Below are 16,744 nucleotides of genomic sequence, written 5' to 3' on the forward strand. Positions count from 1 at the left end.
GCAAGGTGCGTCAGCGCTGACGCACCTGGCCGCTGGCGGGTGAAGAGGTCATCAGGCTTCGCTGGCCTTCTTCTTCACTGCGCGCTTCGCCTTGGTTGCGGCGGCGATTTTACGGGTTTTTTCGGAGACTTTTTTGCTTTTTTTCTCGCTTTTATTCGCCGCAGGCGGCTGCTTCTCACCGCGGAAAGCGGCGTCCGGCTCAAAGTTGCCCTTGCGACCCGCGTCGCGACGCCGCTTCGCCGGTGGCTTGCCGCCACGCTTCTCACGCTCGCGCGCGGTTTTCCCTTCACCGCGCGGTACGCGTTTGCTGGAGATCAGCGCGAAATCGATCTTGCGCTCATCCATGTGCACCGCGTCAACGCGCACTTCCACCGCATCACCCAGACGGTAAGTGCGACCGCCGGATTCGCCAATCAGACGCTGGCCCACCGGATCGAAGCGGTAGTAATCATTGTCCAGCGTGGAGACGTGCACCAGACCATCAATGAACAGATCGTTGAGGCGAACAAAGAAGCCAAAGCCGGTCACGCTGGAGATCACGCCGTTGAATACGTTACCCACCTGATCCTGCATAAAGTCACACTTCAGCCAGTCGGCCACATCGCGCGTCGCTTCGTCGGCACGGCGTTCGGTCATCGAACAGTGCTGACCCAGCTGCAGCATCTGCTGCATATCGTAGTGATAACCACCGGTTGGCGTGGTGTTGCCTTTTACCGTGCCCTGCTCTTTAGCCAGCAGGTACTTGATGGCACGGTGCAGCAGCAGATCCGGATAGCGACGGATTGGCGAGGTAAAGTGCGCATACGACGCCAGCGCCAGGCCAAAGTGACCGCGGTTTTCCGGATCGTACACCGCCTGCTTCATCGAACGCAGCAGCATGGTTTGCAGCATTTCAGCATCCGGACGGTCGGCAATCTGCGTCAGCAGATCGGCATAATCGATCGGCTGCGGTTTCGACCCACCCGGCAGGCTGAGGCCCAGCTCGCCCAGCACGGTACGGAAGCTGGTGATGCTGTCTTCGCTCGGGCGATCGTGATCGCGGAACAGCGCCGGCTCCTGATGTTTCTCAACGAAACGCGCGGAGGCGATGTTCGCCAGAATCATGCACTCTTCGATCAGCTTGTGCGCATCGTTACGTACGGTGCGCTCCACGCGCTCAATGCGACGCTCAGCGTTGAAGATGAATTTGGCTTCGTCGGTTTCAAACGAGATGCCACCGCGCTGTTCGCGGGCGGTTTCCAGCACCTCATACATACGGTGCAGCTCTTCGAGGTGCTTCACCTGCGCCGCATACTGTTCACGCAGCTCCGGGTTGCCCTGCAGAATGCTCCACACTTTGTTGTAGGTCAGACGCGCATGTGAGTTCATCACCGCTTCGTAATGTTTGAAGCCAGTGAGTTTACCGCTGGCCGAGATGGTCATCTCGCACACCATGCACAGGCGATCCACCTGCGGATTGAGAGAGCACAGGCCGTTCGAGAGGATCTCCGGCAGCATCGGTATCACCTGCGATGGGAAGTAGACCGAGGTGCCGCGCTGCTGCGCTTCGTTATCCAGCGCGGTGCCAGGACGCACGTAATAGCTGACGTCGGCAATCGCCACCCACAGGCGCCAGCCGCCGCCGCGTTTTTTCTCACAGTAAACGGCGTCATCGAAGTCACGCGCGTCTTCACCGTCGATGGTTACCAGCGGCAGTTCACGCAGGTCGACGCGGCCTTTTTTCGCCGATTCCGGTACCTGCTCTTTCAGTCTGGAAATCTCTTTCTCAACTTCTTCCGGCCATGAGTGGGGAATTTCATGGGTGCGCAGCGCCATATCTACGGCCAGACCGGTGCCCATGTTGTCGCCGAGAATTTCTGTAATTTTGCCGATAGCTTTGCTGCGGCGCGTCGCGCGCTGCACGATCTCCACCACAACCACCGATCCCATGCGCGCATTCAGCGTCTCTTCCGCCGGGATCAGAATGTCAAAACTCAGACGGCTGTCGTCCGGTACCACGAAGCCGGTGCCGGCATCGGTGAAGTAGCGGCCAACAATCTGGCTGTTGCGCGGTTCCAGCACGCGTACCACGCGCGCTTCACGCCGCCCTTTGCGGTCGGAGCCGCCCGGCTGGGCGAGGATGACATCACCGTGCAGGCAGAACTTCATCTGCTCCGCCGAGAGGTAGAAGTCATCTTTCTGACCATCAACGCGCAGGAAGCCGTAGCCATCGCGATGGCCAATCACTTTGCCGCGCAGTAAATCCAGACGCTCCGGCAGGGCGTAGCACTGGCGACGGGTGAACACCAGCTGGCCGTCACGCTCCATGGCGCGGAGGCGGCGACGCAGCGCTTCAAGCTGATCTTCGCTGGTGATGTTTAACTCTTCGGCGATCTCTTCGCGACTCGCCGGCTTTTCACGCTTTTCTAATAGCGCGAGGATAAATTCCCGACTGGGAATAGGATTTTCGTACTTTTCAGCTTCTCTATCCTGAAAGGGATCTTTTGACATTACGGTTCCTCCGATGTCATTTATGTGGAATTGCCACCGGCGGTTCGGACAATAAGATGTGGTAAAGCGAATCGTTGTTTTGCACCAGGTCGGCGAGCGTATATTTATCCAGTTCCTGCAGGAACAGCTGGACCGCATTATTCAGCGCGCTACGCAGGCGACAGGCGGGATTTATCGCACACTCTTTACAGTTTACCAGCTGCAAAGGCTCCATTTTTCTCACGACATCGCCAATGACGATTTTTTCCGGGTCCATGCCTAAACGAATTCCGCCGTTTTTACCGCGTGTCGCGGCAACAAAGCCGGCCCGGCTCAGTTGATTGATGATTTTAACCATATGGTTACGCGATACCCCGTAGGTATCGGTGACTTCGGTAATGTTGGTCTGCTGACCTTGCGGCAATGTCGCCATGTAAATCAGGGCGCGCAGACCGAAATCGGTAAAACTTGTTAGCTGCACATGTACCTCAGTGAATCATCGATATTGTTGTTATAACGCCCGTGAGCGCTTCGATTAACATTGATGATAAACCAGTGTGGAAAACCCGGAGCGCTTTTTTCCTGCAACTCCCGAAACCAGCAGGAAAAAATGAAGTGAGCGGAGTCAAAGAGCAGATAAACGAAGGCCGGACAGTGTCCGGCCTGCAAAACGTGATTAAGCGTCGAACGGATCGCGCAGAATCATGGTCTCACTACGGTCGGGACCGGTTGAAATAATATCAATCGGCACGCCAGTCACTTCTTCAACACGTTTGATGTAATCACGTGCTGCCTGCGGCAGGCCTTCCAGTGTTTTAACACCAAAGGTGTTTTCACTCCAGCCCGGCAGAGTTTCATAAATCGGCTCGATGCCTTCCCAGCCTTCTGCCGCCAGCGGCGTGGTGGTCATTTCGCGGCCATCCGGCATACGGTAACCGACGCAGATTTTCACCTCTTTCAGGCCATCCAGCACGTCCAGTTTGGTCATGCAGAAGCCGGACAGGGAGTTGATCTGCACCGCGCGGCGCACAGCTACCGCATCCAGCCAGCCGGTACGACGACGACGGCCGGTGGTGGCACCGAACTCGTTACCTTTCTTACACAGGAATTCGCCGGTTTCATCAAACAGTTCGGTCGGGAATGGACCGGCACCGACGCGGGTCGAGTAAGCTTTGACGATGCCCAGCACGTAATCCACGTAACGTGGACCGATACCTGAACCGGTCGCCACGCCACCAGCAGTGGTGTTGGACGAAGTCACGTACGGATAGGTACCGTGGTCGATATCCAGCAGCGTACCCTGTGCGCCTTCGAACATGATCAGGTCGCCACGCTTACGCGCGCCGTCCAGCAGTTCAGACACGTCAACGACCATGCCGGTCAGGATGTCGGCCACCGCCAGTACATCGCTCAGCACTTTATCGTAGTCTACAGCATCTTCTTTGTAGTAGTTCACCAGCTGGAAGTTGTAGAAATCAACGATCTCTTTCAGCTTCACGGCGAAGGTTTCTTTGTTGAACAGGTCGCTGACGCGCAGACCGCGACGGGCAACTTTATCTTCGTAGGCTGGGCCGATACCACGACCGGTGGTACCGATAGCTTTGGCACCGCGCGCTTTTTCACGCGCCAGGTCCATCGCCACATGGTATTGCAGAATCAGCGGACAAGCTTCAGAGATCAGCAGACGTTCACGTACCGGCACACCGCGCGCTTCCAGACCGTTCATCTCTTTCATCAGGGCTTCAGGTGACAGCACAACACCATTACCAATGATGCTGGTGACGTTTTCACGCAGGATGCCAGAGGGAATTAAGTGGAGGACGGTTTTCTCACCGTTGATGACAAGTGTATGGCCTGCATTGTGGCCACCCTGGTAACGCACAACATATTTCGCGCGTTCAGTCAGAAGGTCTACGATCTTACCTTTACCTTCATCACCCCATTGGGTGCCCAGTACGACGACGTTCTTACCCATTTTCTAAAATCACCGATTGCTTAAAAATGGATTCTACCATCGGATTTTCACTCTTTCAGCACTTTTAGCATACGATTGCGCTGTTTTTTGCCTGAGTTTTGATCACTACAACATGTTGGGGGCAATGCTTTGCAGCAGACACAATTTAGCCGTGCGGCAGCGCGCAGATTTTTGCTCAGCCATTCGCGTGCGTGCTCAGCATGGCGTAAATCACCACGCCCGCCACCACCAGCCCGCCGCCAAAACGGTGCAGTATACGGTCCGGTAACTGCGTCATCGCCAGAATCATGCGACGCCACAGGCGCGGCAGCAGCATCGGTCCTAATCCCTCCAGCACCAGCACCAAAGCCAGCGCCATCCAGACGGTTGTGTTCATTCTGTTTTCCCAAAAAAAAGGCCGACATCAGTGTCGGCCTCAAGGTTATAACAGTTATTAACGCGAGACGTTAGTTGGCGCCTTCATATAGCGGAAGAAATCGCTATCCGGGCTCAGCACCATCACGTCCTGATTGTCCGCGAAGCTGTTCTCATAGGCACGCAGGCTGCGGATAAAGGCGTAGAAATCAGGATCCTGGCTGAAGGCGTCGGCGAACAGCTTGGCCGCTTCACCATCCCCTTCACCACGGCTGATCAGCGCCTGACGCTGCGCTTCTGCCAGGGTACGGGTTACCTGATAATCGGCCTGGGCGCGCAGTTTTTCCGCCTCTTCCTGACCCTGTGAACGCTGGCTACGTGCTACTGCTTCACGCTCGGCGCGCATACGGTTGTAGATCGCGTCCGACACTTCGGTCGGCAGGTTGATCTGCTTGATGCGCACGTCGACCACCTGAATACCCAGCGCCGCCATACTGTTCGGGTTTGGCGCCGGCTCATTGCTGTTGGTCTCACGCTCAACGCGGGCAGCCGCGCTGGCAATCGCATCGTCAGCGGCTGGCGTCTGCACTTCGTCGTCATTGCCGGCACTGCCGGTGTTCAGCGCATCGCGCACGTCGGTGGTCAGACGGCCACGCGAGTCGGTGACGATGTCTTTCACATCAAGACGGCCCATTTCTGAACGCAGACGGTCGCTGAACTTACGTTTCAGCAGCACTTCCGCCTGAGACACATCGCCACCGCCGGTCGCGAGGTAGTAACGGCTGAAATCGCTGATGCGCCACTTGATGTAAGAGTCAACAATCAGGTCTTTCTTCTCTTTGGTGACGAAACGATCGGCCTGGTTATCCATGGTCTGGATGCGCGCATCCAGCGACTTCACGGTTTCAATAAACGGAATCTTGAAGTGCAGACCCGGTGCGTACACCTGCGGCTTGTTCTCATCGTCACGCAGCACTTTACCAAAGCGCAGCACGATACCGCGCTGGCCTTCCTGCACCACGAACAGTGAGGCGTACAGCACCACCAGAACAACAATAATTACGGCGATGATTGGCTTACGCATCGATTACTCCCTCCCTTCGCGCTGGGTATCGTTACGCAGCGCATTGGCGCGACGCTGATCCATGATGCTGTCCGGACTGTAGGATGAAGTGTCGCCGCGGCCGGCATTGCTGCCCGGTGACGACGGTAACTTCATCAGATTGGCATTGTTCTGACCGCTCTGGCCGCCTGCCTGGCCGCCGCGCATCAGCTGATCCAGCGGCAGCACCATCAGGCTATTGCCACGGTCGTTAACCAGCACTTTGCGGGTATGGCTGAGCACGCGCTCCATGCTTTCAATGTAAAGACGTTCTTTGGTGATCTGCGGTGCGGCTTTGTACTCCGGCAGCAGACGCGCGAACCGCGCCACTTCACCCTGCGCTTCCAGCACGGTACGCTCTTTGTAGGCGCGCGCCTCTTCCAGGATACGCTGTGCCTGACCGTTGGCACGCGGCTGCACTTCGTTGGCGTACGCTTCAGCTTCACGCACGTACTGCTCGCGGTTTTCGCGGGCGGCAATCGCATCGTCAAACGCGGCTTTGACCTCTTCCGGTGGACGCGCCGCCTGGAAGTTGACGTCAAGCAGCGTAATACCCATGTTGTAAGGACGAATGGTTTCGTCGATTTCACGCTGGGTATCGCTACGCACGACGGTACGGCCCTCGGTGAGGATACGGTCCATGGTCGAGCGGCCAATCACGCCGCGCAGCGCGCTGTCAGTGGCCTGACGCAGGCTGTCATCGGCACTGGTGACCGCATACAGGTAGCGCTCCGGATCGGTCACGCGGTACTGCACGTTCATCTCCACGCGCACCACGTTCTCGTCCGAAGTCAGCATCACGCCCGACGCCGCCAGCTCACGCACCGCTTCGACGTTGACGGCCCGCACCTGATCGATAAAGGTCGGTTTCCAGTTGAGGCCAGGCTCAACCAGATGGCTGAATTTGCCGAAACGCGTCACGACCCCGCGTTCCGCTTCTTTAATGGTGTAGAAACCACTGGCTGCCCAGATGACCACTGCCGCCACGGCGACAATGCCAACCAGTTTGCCACCGCTGCCGCCGCTGCGCTGGCCGTTATCGCTCTGTTTGCCACCGCCCAGTCCGCCGAGTTTTTTACTCAGCTTACGGAAGATATCATCCAGATCAGGAGGTCCCTGATCGCGACCTCCTTTATTTCCCCCAGAGTTGCCGCCTTGGTTATTGCTGCTTCCCCACGGGTCGCGGTCCTGTCCGTTATTTCCGGGCTGATTCCACGCCATGTCTCTACTCCATTTATTGTATATAAGTTTACCCTGCCACGTGCCGGGCACGTCTTGGGGTAAATGAGTTGGGCAACGGTCAAACAATATAACTGGCGAGCTGCGGTTCCTGCTTGCACAAGCGGCGCCAGTCAACAATCGGCATTCGCACCTGCAAACCTACGCAGCCATCTTCTTCATTCCACTCTTTTTCAATCGCCTGCAGCTGATAGAAGCGGCTGCGCAGGCGGCCCGCTTCCGGCGGCAGACGTAAATCATACTGCGCCACTTCACCGGCTAAGCGCTCGGACAGCGCCTGCCACAGCAGCGGCAAACCGGCACCGCTCTGCGCCGACAGCCACACGCGCGTCGGCCGGTTCTCTTCGTCGCGATCGATACGCGGCTCAAAGCCATCCAGCATATCGATCTTGTTCATCACCAGCAGCACCGGAATCTCATCGGCTTCAATCTCTGCCAGCACTTCGTTTACGGCGTCGATGTTGTCATTGACGCGCAAATCCGCGGCGTCAATCACGTGCAGCAGCAGCGACGCCTGACGGGTTTCCTGCAGGGTGGCTTTAAACGCCGCCACTAAGTCATGCGGCAGGTGACGGATAAAGCCTACCGTATCCGCCAGCACCACTTCGCCGACATCGGCCACATTCAGGCGGCGCAGCGTCGGGTCCAGCGTGGCGAACAGCTGGTCGGCAGCATACACGTTGGCTGAAGTGATGGCGTTGAACAGGGTGGATTTGCCGGCGTTGGTGTAGCCCACCAGGGAGATGGTCGGCACATCGGCTTTCGCACGCGCCTGACGTCCCTGCTCACGCTGTTTTTCCACGCGTTCAAGGCGGGACAGAATCTGGCTGATGCGGCCGCGCAGTAAGCGACGGTCGGTTTCCAGCTGGGTTTCACCCGGTCCACGCAGCCCGATACCGCCTTTCTGCCGCTCAAGGTGAGTCCATCCGCGCACCAGACGGGTGGCAAGATGGCGTAACTGTGCCAGCTCGACCTGCAATTTCCCTTCATGGGTGCGGGCGCGCTGGGCAAAAATATCGAGAATTAAGCCGGTGCGATCGATTACGCGACATTCGCAAAGCCGCTCAAGATTACGTTCCTGAGCAGGGGATAAGGCATGATCGAATAAAACGACCGATGCTCCACTCGCTTTCACCGCATCGGCAATTTCAACTGCCTTTCCTTCACCGACAAAATATTTGGGATGTGGCGCTTTACGGCTGCCGGTAATCACTTGCAGCGCATCGACGCCCGCAGAAGAGACAAGAGTTTCAAACTCCTGCAAATCTTCCAGCTCTTTGTCTTGGGAGAACCAGATGTGTACCAGTACGGCCTGCTCACCGGCATCATAACGGTCAAACAAGCTATAACCTCGCTAAAATAAAATAACCAGGACGGGAAAACGCACTCGCTCCCCAGCCCTGGCTTTACGGCCGTGCAGAATTACTCTGCGTTATCGCCGTCTTGTTGTGGCTGCGACTGAGCGCCCTGGTTGCTTCCGCCATGGTGGTAGTTACTGCCACCGCTGCCGCCCGCGTTGTTGCTGTGGTGCGAAACCGGACGAGAAGGAACCACTGTAGAGATGGCGTGCTTATACACCATCTGGCTTACCGTGTTTTTCAACAGAATGACGAACTGATCAAAGGATTCAATTTGTCCCTGCAGCTTAATACCATTCACCAAATAGATCGAAACCGGTACACGTTCACGACGCAATGCGTTCAAAAACGGGTCTTGTAATGATTGCCCCTTAGCCATTCTATCTTTTCCTTATATGCTTGTTGTTTGTTACTTTGTGAACCGTGGTTCAGAAAAACTGCGTAAAAATTTGCGCACGATAACGGACCAATTGTACACAATCATCCCTGCTACGCACTAACAACCTGAAGCACCGCATTACGCGCTAATTCTGGCGCGTCACTGTCTAACCAGTGGACGTCGGGCCAGCCACGTAACCAGGTCATCTGGCGTTTAGCGAGCTGCCGGGTGGCGCAAATTCCCCGATAAACCATTTCGTCGTAATCGATTTCGCCAGACAGATAAGACCACATCTGACGGTAACCAACACAGCGAATGGAAGGCATGTCCGTATGCAAATCACCTCGTGCAAACAGTGCCCGAGCCTCCGCTTCAAAACCTGACGCTAACATCTGGTCGTAACGCAACGCGATGCGCTGGTGTAACAGTTCACGGCTCGCCGGAGCGATAGCAAACTGGTACACATCGTAGGGTAACGCTTCACCGGCCGTTTTTGTCAGTTCCGTTAAAGTTTTACCCGAAATAAAAAAAACTTCCAGTGCTCGCGAAAGTCTCTGCGGATCATTCGGATGAATACGACTACCGGCGACCGGATCGATTTCACACAGCTGGCGGTGCAGGGCTTCCCAGCCTTTTTCCGCCGCCATTTGCTCTATTCGCTGACGCACTTCCGGATCGGCCGAGGGCAGCGGCGACAATCCTTCCAGCAACGCTTTGAAGTAAAGCATGGTTCCACCAACAAGCAGCGGAATCTTACCTTTTTGGGTAATCTCCGCCATTTCTGCCAGCGCATCGCGACGAAACTCAGCAGCGGAATAGCTCTCCGCCGGGTCGCGAATGTCCAGCAAGCGATGGGGTGCCTGCGCCAACTCCTGTGCCGACGGTTTCGCCGTGCCAATATCCATCCCGCGATAGATTAAGGCAGAGTCAACGCTAATAAGTTCCACCGGAAGTTGCTGACGCAGCGCAATGGCTAATGCCGTCTTACCGGAGGCGGTCGGTCCCATCAAAAAAATTGCCTTTGGCCGGCTAGCCTGGTTCAGTTCACTCATGCTTCAACGCGTTTAGCGCGCTCTCAATCTCAAGGGTCTGTAACAGACCTGAAGGCGGCGATTTCAGCAGATGCGGGCAGAGCCGTTCGAGCTCTGCCAGCAGCGTGATCGCCTGCGAGTGATTCCAGTGAGGTTCTGCCGCATCGTCGCGTCGCGCCAGCCACTGGGCCAGTGCGGAAGCAGAAACCTCTTGCTGCCGGGCGAGATAGCCTAACAGGTCTGGAATCAAGATTTGTAAATTTTGTGTTCGTAACGGTAAAGGGACAGCGCGCAGCGTCACATGCTGTCCTTCCCGTTGTAAATCAATGCCCATCTGGCTTAACAGCGCCGCCTGGGCAGCAATCACGCTTAACTCTTCGTGAGCGATTTTCAGCCGTACCGGGATCAGCAGCGGCTGCGGTTTGAGCCCCTCATCGCCGGGTTGCAGCTGGGCCTGTTTGAGCCAGCGCGCCGCTACGCTTAATGACAGCAGCTGCAAGGTCTCCCCGCGCTCCAGCAGCGCATAGCGCTCGCGCACCACGCTGAGCACCCGGCCAAAACTTTGCATATGGGCGGCCAGCGGCGCTTCACGCGCGGGTGCCGGGCGTGGCGCGGGCGCGGGTTCAGCGGCCGGTACGCGTGGCGTCTCCGCCGCCGGTGTTTTTATCAGCTGCTGATAAACCGCCCCTTCACGCGCGCGATAGCCCGGCTCTTTCGGCTGCCACTGGCCGCCCGTGCCGCCGGATGCCGCACTGCCACCGCTGCGCGCGCCGGTTGCCGGCTGAGCAAAGTGATTTGTCCCGGCGGCCTGGCGGTTTTCCGGCTGCCACTGCGGCGGCGGCTCTTCGGCATGGGCCAGCGGCAATTCGGCGCTGCGACTGGCCTGCAGCACGCTCATCACACCCTGCCAGATAAAGTCATGTACCAGCCGCGACTGATGAAAACGCACCTCGTGCTTGGCGGGATGCACGTTGACATCCACCTGGTGCGGGTCAATCTCCAGATACAGCACATAGGCTGGCTGCTGATCCTCACCGAGCTGGGTTTGATAGGCCTGGCGGATGGCGTGATTAATCAGCTTGTCGCGCATCATGCGACCGTTAACGTAGCAGTATTGCAGGTCGGTAACCTGACGCGACCCCGCCGGATCGGCCACCCAGCCGCGCAGCGCCAGATCGTCGTGCTGCCAGTCAATGCGCAGCGCGTGCTGCATGAAAGGTGTCCCGCAGATGGCGCCAAGACGCCGCTCGCGCTGCGCCTCCTGCGTCACGCCGCGATACTGACGCACCAGCTTGCCGTTGTGCGTCAGCGAAATGGCAACGTCGAAACGCGCCAGCGCAATGCGGCGAATCACCTCATCAATATGGGTGAACTCGGTCTTTTCGGTGCGCATGAATTTACGGCGGGCAGGCGTGTTGTAGAACAGATCGAGCACTTCCAGCGAGGTTCCCACCGGGTGGGCGGCGGGTTTGACCGTCACCGCCATATCGCGCCCTTCGGCATAGGCCTGCCAGGCTTCCTGCTGATCGGCGGTGCGCGACGTCAGCGTCAGGCGCGACACCGAGCTGATACTCGCCAGCGCTTCGCCGCGAAAGCCGAGGCTGACAATCGCCTCCAGATCATCCAGCGAGGCAATTTTGCTGGTGGCGTGGCGGGCCAGCGCCATCGCCAGTTCATCTCTGGCAATGCCGCAGCCGTTGTCGCGGATGCGGATCAGCTTTGCACCGCCTTTCTCAATATCGACCTCAATGCGTGTCGCTCCGGCATCAAGGCTGTTTTCCACCAGCTCTTTTACGACCGAGGCCGGGCGCTCAACCACTTCGCCAGCGGCAATCTGGTTCGCCAGCTGAGGCGGTAAAATCTGTATTGGCATGGTGGTGATCCTTATCAGGTATGGGCTGCGCGCAGCCCCTCATCAGGATTGTGGAATCTTTAAATTTTGCCCCAGCATCACGTTGCTCGACTTCATGTTATTCGCCTGCATGATGGCTTTCGGGCTGACGCCGTACTTCGCGGCAATCGCCGTCAGCGAATCACCGCGCACCACTTTGTGCCGCGCCGGACGGCTGGCCGCGCTGCTGACGACGGAACCGGCCGGCACTTTCAGCCGCTGGCCGACCCACACCACATCGCGCTTCAGGTTATTCAGCTCGCGCAGCGTCGCCATGCTGACCCCGTATCGCGCGGCGATGCCGGACAGCGTCTCGCCGCGCGTCACGGTATGACGCTGGGTAGCACCGGTGTACTGCACGGTGCCGGTCGCCGGGTTGCTGGCGACGCTAACCGCTGGTGCGCGATCCAGCGGCCGGTTTTCCTCCTTTGGGACCGATTGCAGCGGATGCGCGAGGAAATAGTTACGCAGTCCTTTGTAAATCGACTGGGCAATCTTTTCCTGATACGCGCTGCTGCCTAGCAGCCGCTCCTCCCCGGCGTTACTGATAAAGCCGGTTTCAACCAGTAAAGAAGGGATGTCCGGCGAACGCAGCACGCCGAGGCTGGCATGTTCCGGCAGACGTTTGTGCAACGGCGTTACGCCGCGCAGCTGCTGCAGCACTTTAACCGCCACGTCATAGCCGACGCGCTGTGAATGGCCAAACTGCAGATCCAGCACCGCCTGGCTCAGGTAGGGATCGGCCTGGCTGTTCGCCAGCAGATCGCCCGCGCCGCCCAGCAGCTCAGACTGTTTCTCTTTCTGCTCCAGCCAATTAGCCATTTCGCTGTTGGCGCGACGGTTGGACAGCACCCAAACCGAAGCCCCGGTAGCAGAGTGATTCGGTGCGGCGTCGGCGTGAATCGATACCAGCAGGTTAGCGTTCTCTTTACGCGCCACCTCGGAACGGCCCATCACCGAAATAAAGTAGTCGCCGTTACGCGTCAGCACCGGTTTAAACATCGGGTCCTGATCCATCAGCGCCTTGAGCTTCCGCGCGATGGCGATGGTGACATTCTTTTCATGTAAGCCGTGCTGGCCCGACGCGCCAGGATCCTGACCGCCGTGTCCGGCATCAATCGCCACGATCACCGCATCATTACGGCTGACAGCACCGCCCGGACGTACCGTGGTGTTGCTGCTGGTCACCGCCGTCACCGGATTGGCGTTGAACGGATTGCCCTGGCTGGTTGTGGCGCTGTCGCTCTGGCGCGCACGCGTCACCGGTGCCGCCGCGGTGGTGCGTCTGGCCGGCTGGGTGCCGCTGATGGTGAAGACCACGCGGTACTGATTGCCGTCGCGCTGCGTACTGGCGCGCGTTTTCGCCGCCTGGGTCAGCTCAAACACCAGCCGGATGCTTTGCTTATCCTTCGGCTGGCTATTACGAATCCGTTTAACGATGTTTTCGCCGCTAAAGTTGAGCGGCAGCCCCTGAATATTGCCGCTCTGGCGAATATCCAGCACCACCCGGTTCGGGTTGTGCAGCGGAAAGAAGCCATACACCGGCTGGCCGTTGAAGCTCAGGGTCACCGTCGCCTGGCTGTCGCCGTTATCGACTTTGATATCCGATAGTGTCGCGGCCAGCGCCGACGAGGAGAACAGACACAGCAGGGCGAGCATCATCCCGGTAACGCGTGACATCATGCCGGTTCCCTGCCCTGCTGAAACTGCTGCAGCAGCGTATCGCCCAGCGGCGAATGCGCGCTGATTTCCGCTGCGCGCGCGCTGGCAACGTAGCTTAGCGTCAGTGCCAGATCCGGCTCTGGCAGCACACCCGCGCCCTGCTGCGGCCACTCAACCAGGCACAGCGCGTCGCCGCTGAAGTAGTCACGGATGCCCATAAACTCCAGCTCTTCCGGGTCGGCGAGGCGATAGAGATCGAAATGGTACAGACTGCGGTCGCCCAGCTGATAGGGCTCAACCAGCGTATAGGTTGGACTTTTGACGTTGCCCTGATGGCCAAGCGCCTGCAAAAAGCCGCGGCTGAAGGTGGTTTTACCGGCACCCAGATCGCCATACAGATAGATCACCACCGCGCTGCTGCAAACGCGGGCCAGTTGCGCACCCAGATTCAGGGTTGCCGCCTCATCGGGCAAAGGAATAACACAGGTCTTCATGCTTTATTGTTGGATCATCTCTGGATTAACAAACTGCCACAGCAGTGCGAACAAATCAGTGGCTAACATGCCGCGCGTCCCGCGCTGTCGCGCTACCGCATCCGCCGCGGCACCGTGCGCGACACAGCCCGCACAGGCGGCGTCAAACAGGGTGGCCTGCTGGCCCAGCAGGGCGGCGATAATACCGCTCAGCACATCGCCCATACCGCCGGACGCCATGCCTGCATTGCCGACATCCGCAATCGCCATGTCGCCCGTCGCGCTGGCAATTACCGTACCAGCACCTTTCAGCACCACCACGCCGCCGTAGCGGTTTGCCAGGGTCTGCGCGGCGTGTAAGCGGTCACTCTCAATCTCTGCGGTTTTCACCCCGAGCAGGCGTGCTGCCTCGCCGGGATGCGGCGTAATGATGCGATTCTGACGGTTATCTGCATTGATTGCCAGCAGGTTAAGCGCATCAGCATCCCAAAGCATCGGCTTTTCACTCAGTGCCACCTTTTTCAGTGCCTTCTGAGCCCATTCACGCTGGCCAAGACCGGGGCCGATGGCGATGACATCCGCCCACGCCAGCGCGTCGTCCAGCCGCGCGTCGCTCAGGGCATCCACCATCAGCTCCGGTCGTGCGCTGAGAATCGGACCAATATTATCTTCATGCGTTAACACCCGCACAAGCCCGGCACCGCTGCGCAGCGCCGCTTCGCCGGTCATGCGGATCGCGCCGGCCGTGCCGCTGTCGCCACCAACCACCAGCAAACGGCCGTGATCGCCTTTGTGCGAGGTGGCTTTACGCGGCTTCAGCCAGCGCGGTAAATCCGCTGCAGCGTAGCGATGAATCGGCGCCGGCTCGCCAGCCAGAAACGCGTCCAGACCAAGCGTCGCGCAATGCAGCACGCCGACGTGGTCACGCGCTTTGCCGGTGAGCTGACCGGGCTTCAGCGCAATCATACTTAACGTACAGTCCGCCACGACCGCCGCCCCTGGCGTGGTGCCGGTCGCCGCCACCAGCCCGGAAGGGATATCGACGGCAAACACCGGCGCGGCGTGCGCATTGATCTGTTCGATCAGCGACTGATAAGGCGCGGCAGGCGCGCGATTCAGCCCGGTGCCCAGCAGCGCATCAACAATTACGTCGATGTGTTCCGGCCAGGCAGCGTCGGCGGCATGAATCACGCCGCCCGCCGCCAGCCAGCCGTCGCGCGCCTGCTGTGCTTCTTCCGGCAGCGGACGTTCGCTGTCACAGGCCAGCAGCGTCACGCTCAGCCCGGCGGCCTGCGCCAGCCGCGCCACCACGTAGCCATCGCCGCCGTTATTACCGTGGCCGCATAAAATCAGCCAGTGCTGCGCCTGCGGCCACTGCTGGCGAATCCGTTCATAACTGGCCTGCCCGGCACGCTGCATCAGTTCATACAGCGTCAGTCCCAGGCTATCGGCGGCGTCGCACTCCAGTTGCGGCATGGCCTGCGCAGGCCAGACAGAGTGTGGTAAACTGCGTGCGTTTGCTTCAATTGCCTGGTCTCTCATGTCATACCCTCTCGATCTTCAACAGCTCGCTCAACAGATTAAACAGTGGGGGCGCGAACTCGGCTTTCAGCAGGTGGGGATTTGCGATACCGACCTGAGCGCCGAAGAGCCGAAACTGCAGCAGTGGCTGGAGAAACAGTATCACGGCGAGATGGACTGGATGGCGCATCACGGCATGATGCGCGCCCGTCCGCATGAACTGCTGCCCGGCACGCTGCGCGTGATCAGCGTACGCATGAACTATCTTCCGGCCAAAGCCGCGTTTGCCAGCACGTTAAAAAACCCACAGCTGGGTTATGTCAGCCGCTACGCGCTGGGCCGCGATTACCACAAAGTATTGCGCAATCGACTGAAAAAGCTCGGAGAAAAAATCCATGCCCACTGCGGCGAACTCAATTTTCGTCCGTTTGTCGACTCCGCACCGATTCTGGAGCGGCCGATTGCCGTCAAAGCCGGACTCGGCTGGACCGGCAAACATTCGCTGGTGCTGAATCGCGAAGCCGGCTCGTGGTTTTTCCTCGGCGAACTGCTGATTGATCTACCGCTGCCGGTGGATGAGCCGCAGCAAGAGCAGTGCGGCCGCTGCGTCGCCTGCATGACCATCTGCCCGACCGGCGCCATCGTCGAACCTTATGTCGTCGATGCGCGCCGCTGCATCTCCTATCTCACCATTGAACTGGAAGGCGCCATTCCCGAAGCGCTGCGTCCGCTGATCGGCAACCGCATTTACGGCTGTGACGACTGCCAGCTGATCTGTCCGTGGAACCGCTATGGTCAGCTGACCGATGAGGAGGATTTTTCGCCGCGCGCGGTGCTGCACGCGCCGCAGCTGGTCGAACTGTTCGGCTGGGATGAAGCCCGTTTTCTGCGCGTCACGGAAGGCTCTGCCATTCGCCGCATCGGCCATCTGCGCTGGCTGCGTAACGTAGCGGTGGCGCTGGGTAATGCGCCCTGGGCACCCGAGAATCTCACGGCATTAGAACAGCGGCGCGGTCAACATCCGCTGCTGGATGAGCACATTGACTGGGCGATAGCGCAGCAGCGGCAAAAGCGCGCGGCGCAGGCGGTAGAGGTGCAATCGGCACAGCAGCAGCGGCTGGTGCGCGCCGTCGAGAAAGGGTTACCGCGTGATGCATGATTGAGCAATCGCGCAGGATATTATGCTTTTCCACATGCTGTGAATAAAATTATTTCCCCGAATAGTGACGTGGATCGTTATTTCGTCTAAAAGGGGCATTCACAGTCTGAAATATCATTTACCTAATAAAA

The 16,744-nt window shown here is 58.6% G+C and carries 14 protein-coding genes; 1 reads left to right on the forward strand and 13 read right to left on the reverse strand.

Annotated elements, in window-relative coordinates:
* Positions 1–51: 51 nt before the first annotated feature.
* The 13 genes from rnr to nnr form a co-directional block, all read right to left on the reverse strand.
* Positions 52–2,490: a ribonuclease R gene (rnr, locus tag F3I21_RS18180; protein WP_058771339.1), complete on the reverse strand. Its 2,439-nt coding sequence runs from the start codon at positions 2,488–2,490 to the stop codon at positions 52–54.
* A gap of 16 nt (positions 2,491–2,506) precedes the next feature.
* The gene (gene nsrR / locus F3I21_RS18185) at positions 2,507–2,950 is read right to left on the reverse strand and encodes a nitric oxide-sensing transcriptional repressor NsrR (protein WP_021509758.1); all 444 of its coding nucleotides are present in this window, start codon (positions 2,948–2,950) and stop codon (positions 2,507–2,509) included.
* A gap of 195 nt (positions 2,951–3,145) precedes the next feature.
* Complete coding sequence (locus F3I21_RS18190; protein ID WP_104188201.1) at positions 3,146–4,444, reverse strand: adenylosuccinate synthase; 1,299 nt, start codon at positions 4,442–4,444, stop codon at positions 3,146–3,148.
* 175 nt (positions 4,445–4,619) lie between these two features.
* Positions 4,620–4,820 carry a DUF2065 family protein gene (locus F3I21_RS18195; protein WP_031280157.1) on the reverse strand — a complete coding sequence of 67 codons (201 nt, stop codon included), beginning with the start codon at positions 4,818–4,820 and terminating at the stop codon, positions 4,620–4,622.
* Positions 4,821–4,877: 57 nt separating this feature from the next.
* Complete coding sequence (hflC, locus tag F3I21_RS18200; RefSeq protein ID WP_021509761.1) at positions 4,878–5,882, reverse strand: protease modulator HflC; 1,005 nt, start codon at positions 5,880–5,882, stop codon at positions 4,878–4,880.
* A gap of 3 nt (positions 5,883–5,885) precedes the next feature.
* The gene (gene hflK, locus F3I21_RS18205; RefSeq protein WP_021509762.1) at positions 5,886–7,121 is read right to left on the reverse strand and encodes an FtsH protease activity modulator HflK; all 1,236 of its coding nucleotides are present in this window, start codon (positions 7,119–7,121) and stop codon (positions 5,886–5,888) included.
* A 79-nt stretch (positions 7,122–7,200) separates the two neighbouring features.
* On the reverse strand, positions 7,201–8,481 hold the full coding sequence (gene hflX, locus F3I21_RS18210; RefSeq protein WP_150059486.1) for a ribosome rescue GTPase HflX: 1,281 nt from the start codon (positions 8,479–8,481) through the stop codon (positions 7,201–7,203).
* Positions 8,482–8,561: 80 nt separating this feature from the next.
* Entirely contained in the window at positions 8,562–8,876 is a 315-nt protein-coding gene (hfq, locus tag F3I21_RS18215) for an RNA chaperone Hfq (RefSeq protein WP_010618006.1), read from the reverse strand.
* A gap of 110 nt (positions 8,877–8,986) precedes the next feature.
* A complete protein-coding gene (miaA, locus tag F3I21_RS18220; protein ID WP_031280158.1) occupies positions 8,987–9,928 on the reverse strand; it encodes a tRNA (adenosine(37)-N6)-dimethylallyltransferase MiaA in 942 nt (313 codons plus the stop codon).
* On the reverse strand, positions 9,921–11,780 hold the full coding sequence (gene mutL / locus F3I21_RS18225) for a DNA mismatch repair endonuclease MutL (RefSeq protein WP_104093866.1): 1,860 nt from the start codon (positions 11,778–11,780) through the stop codon (positions 9,921–9,923). The genes miaA and mutL overlap by 8 nt, the downstream gene beginning before the upstream one ends.
* A gap of 42 nt (positions 11,781–11,822) precedes the next feature.
* The gene (gene amiB / locus F3I21_RS18230; RefSeq protein WP_370515602.1) at positions 11,823–13,478 is read right to left on the reverse strand and encodes an N-acetylmuramoyl-L-alanine amidase AmiB; all 1,656 of its coding nucleotides are present in this window, start codon (positions 13,476–13,478) and stop codon (positions 11,823–11,825) included.
* Positions 13,478–13,954: a tRNA (adenosine(37)-N6)-threonylcarbamoyltransferase complex ATPase subunit type 1 TsaE gene (tsaE, locus tag F3I21_RS18235; protein ID WP_059012451.1), complete on the reverse strand. Its 477-nt coding sequence runs from the start codon at positions 13,952–13,954 to the stop codon at positions 13,478–13,480. The genes amiB and tsaE overlap by 1 nt, the downstream gene beginning before the upstream one ends.
* A gap of 3 nt (positions 13,955–13,957) precedes the next feature.
* A complete protein-coding gene (gene nnr, locus F3I21_RS18240; RefSeq protein WP_072217103.1) occupies positions 13,958–15,475 on the reverse strand; it encodes a bifunctional ADP-dependent NAD(P)H-hydrate dehydratase/NAD(P)H-hydrate epimerase in 1,518 nt (505 codons plus the stop codon).
* On the opposite strand from nnr, the gene queG reads away from it, so the two are divergent.
* Positions 15,474–16,613 carry a tRNA epoxyqueuosine(34) reductase QueG gene (gene queG, locus F3I21_RS18245; RefSeq protein WP_150059488.1) on the forward strand — a complete coding sequence of 380 codons (1,140 nt, stop codon included), beginning with the start codon at positions 15,474–15,476 and terminating at the stop codon, positions 16,611–16,613. The two genes, nnr and queG, sit on opposite strands and share 2 nt — an antisense overlap.
* Positions 16,614–16,744: the final 131 nt, after the last annotated feature.

This window comes from Pantoea sp. B_9, from assembly GCF_008632015.1.
In the GTDB taxonomy this organism is placed as follows: domain Bacteria; phylum Pseudomonadota; class Gammaproteobacteria; order Enterobacterales; family Enterobacteriaceae; genus Pantoea; species Pantoea dispersa.

What these genes read in the sequence shown, in the direction of transcription:
- rnr (WP_058771339.1), bottom strand. Translation starts at nt 2,490, where the DNA reads ATGTCAAAAGATCCCTTTCAGGATAGAGAAGCTGAAAAGTACGAAAAT.
- F3I21_RS18190 (WP_104188201.1), bottom strand. Translation starts at nt 4,444, where the DNA reads ATGGGTAAGAACGTCGTCGTACTGGGCACCCAATGGGGTGATGAAGGT.
- F3I21_RS18195 (WP_031280157.1), bottom strand. Translation starts at nt 4,820, where the DNA reads ATGAACACAACCGTCTGGATGGCGCTGGCTTTGGTGCTGGTGCTGGAG.
- hflC (WP_021509761.1), bottom strand. Translation starts at nt 5,882, where the DNA reads ATGCGTAAGCCAATCATCGCCGTAATTATTGTTGTTCTGGTGGTGCTG.
- hflK (WP_021509762.1), bottom strand. Translation starts at nt 7,121, where the DNA reads ATGGCGTGGAATCAGCCCGGAAATAACGGACAGGACCGCGACCCGTGG.
- hfq (WP_010618006.1), bottom strand. Translation starts at nt 8,876, where the DNA reads ATGGCTAAGGGGCAATCATTACAAGACCCGTTTTTGAACGCATTGCGT.
- miaA (WP_031280158.1), bottom strand. Translation starts at nt 9,928, where the DNA reads ATGAGTGAACTGAACCAGGCTAGCCGGCCAAAGGCAATTTTTTTGATG.
- mutL (WP_104093866.1), bottom strand. Translation starts at nt 11,780, where the DNA reads ATGCCAATACAGATTTTACCGCCTCAGCTGGCGAACCAGATTGCCGCT.
- amiB (WP_370515602.1), bottom strand. Translation starts at nt 13,478, where the DNA reads ATGTCACGCGTTACCGGGATGATGCTCGCCCTGCTGTGTCTGTTCTCC.
- tsaE (WP_059012451.1), bottom strand. Translation starts at nt 13,954, where the DNA reads ATGAAGACCTGTGTTATTCCTTTGCCCGATGAGGCGGCAACCCTGAAT.
- queG (WP_150059488.1), top strand. Translation starts at nt 15,474, where the DNA reads ATGTCATACCCTCTCGATCTTCAACAGCTCGCTCAACAGATTAAACAG.
- nnr (WP_072217103.1), bottom strand. Translation starts at nt 15,475, where the DNA reads ATGAGAGACCAGGCAATTGAAGCAAACGCACGCAGTTTACCACACTCT.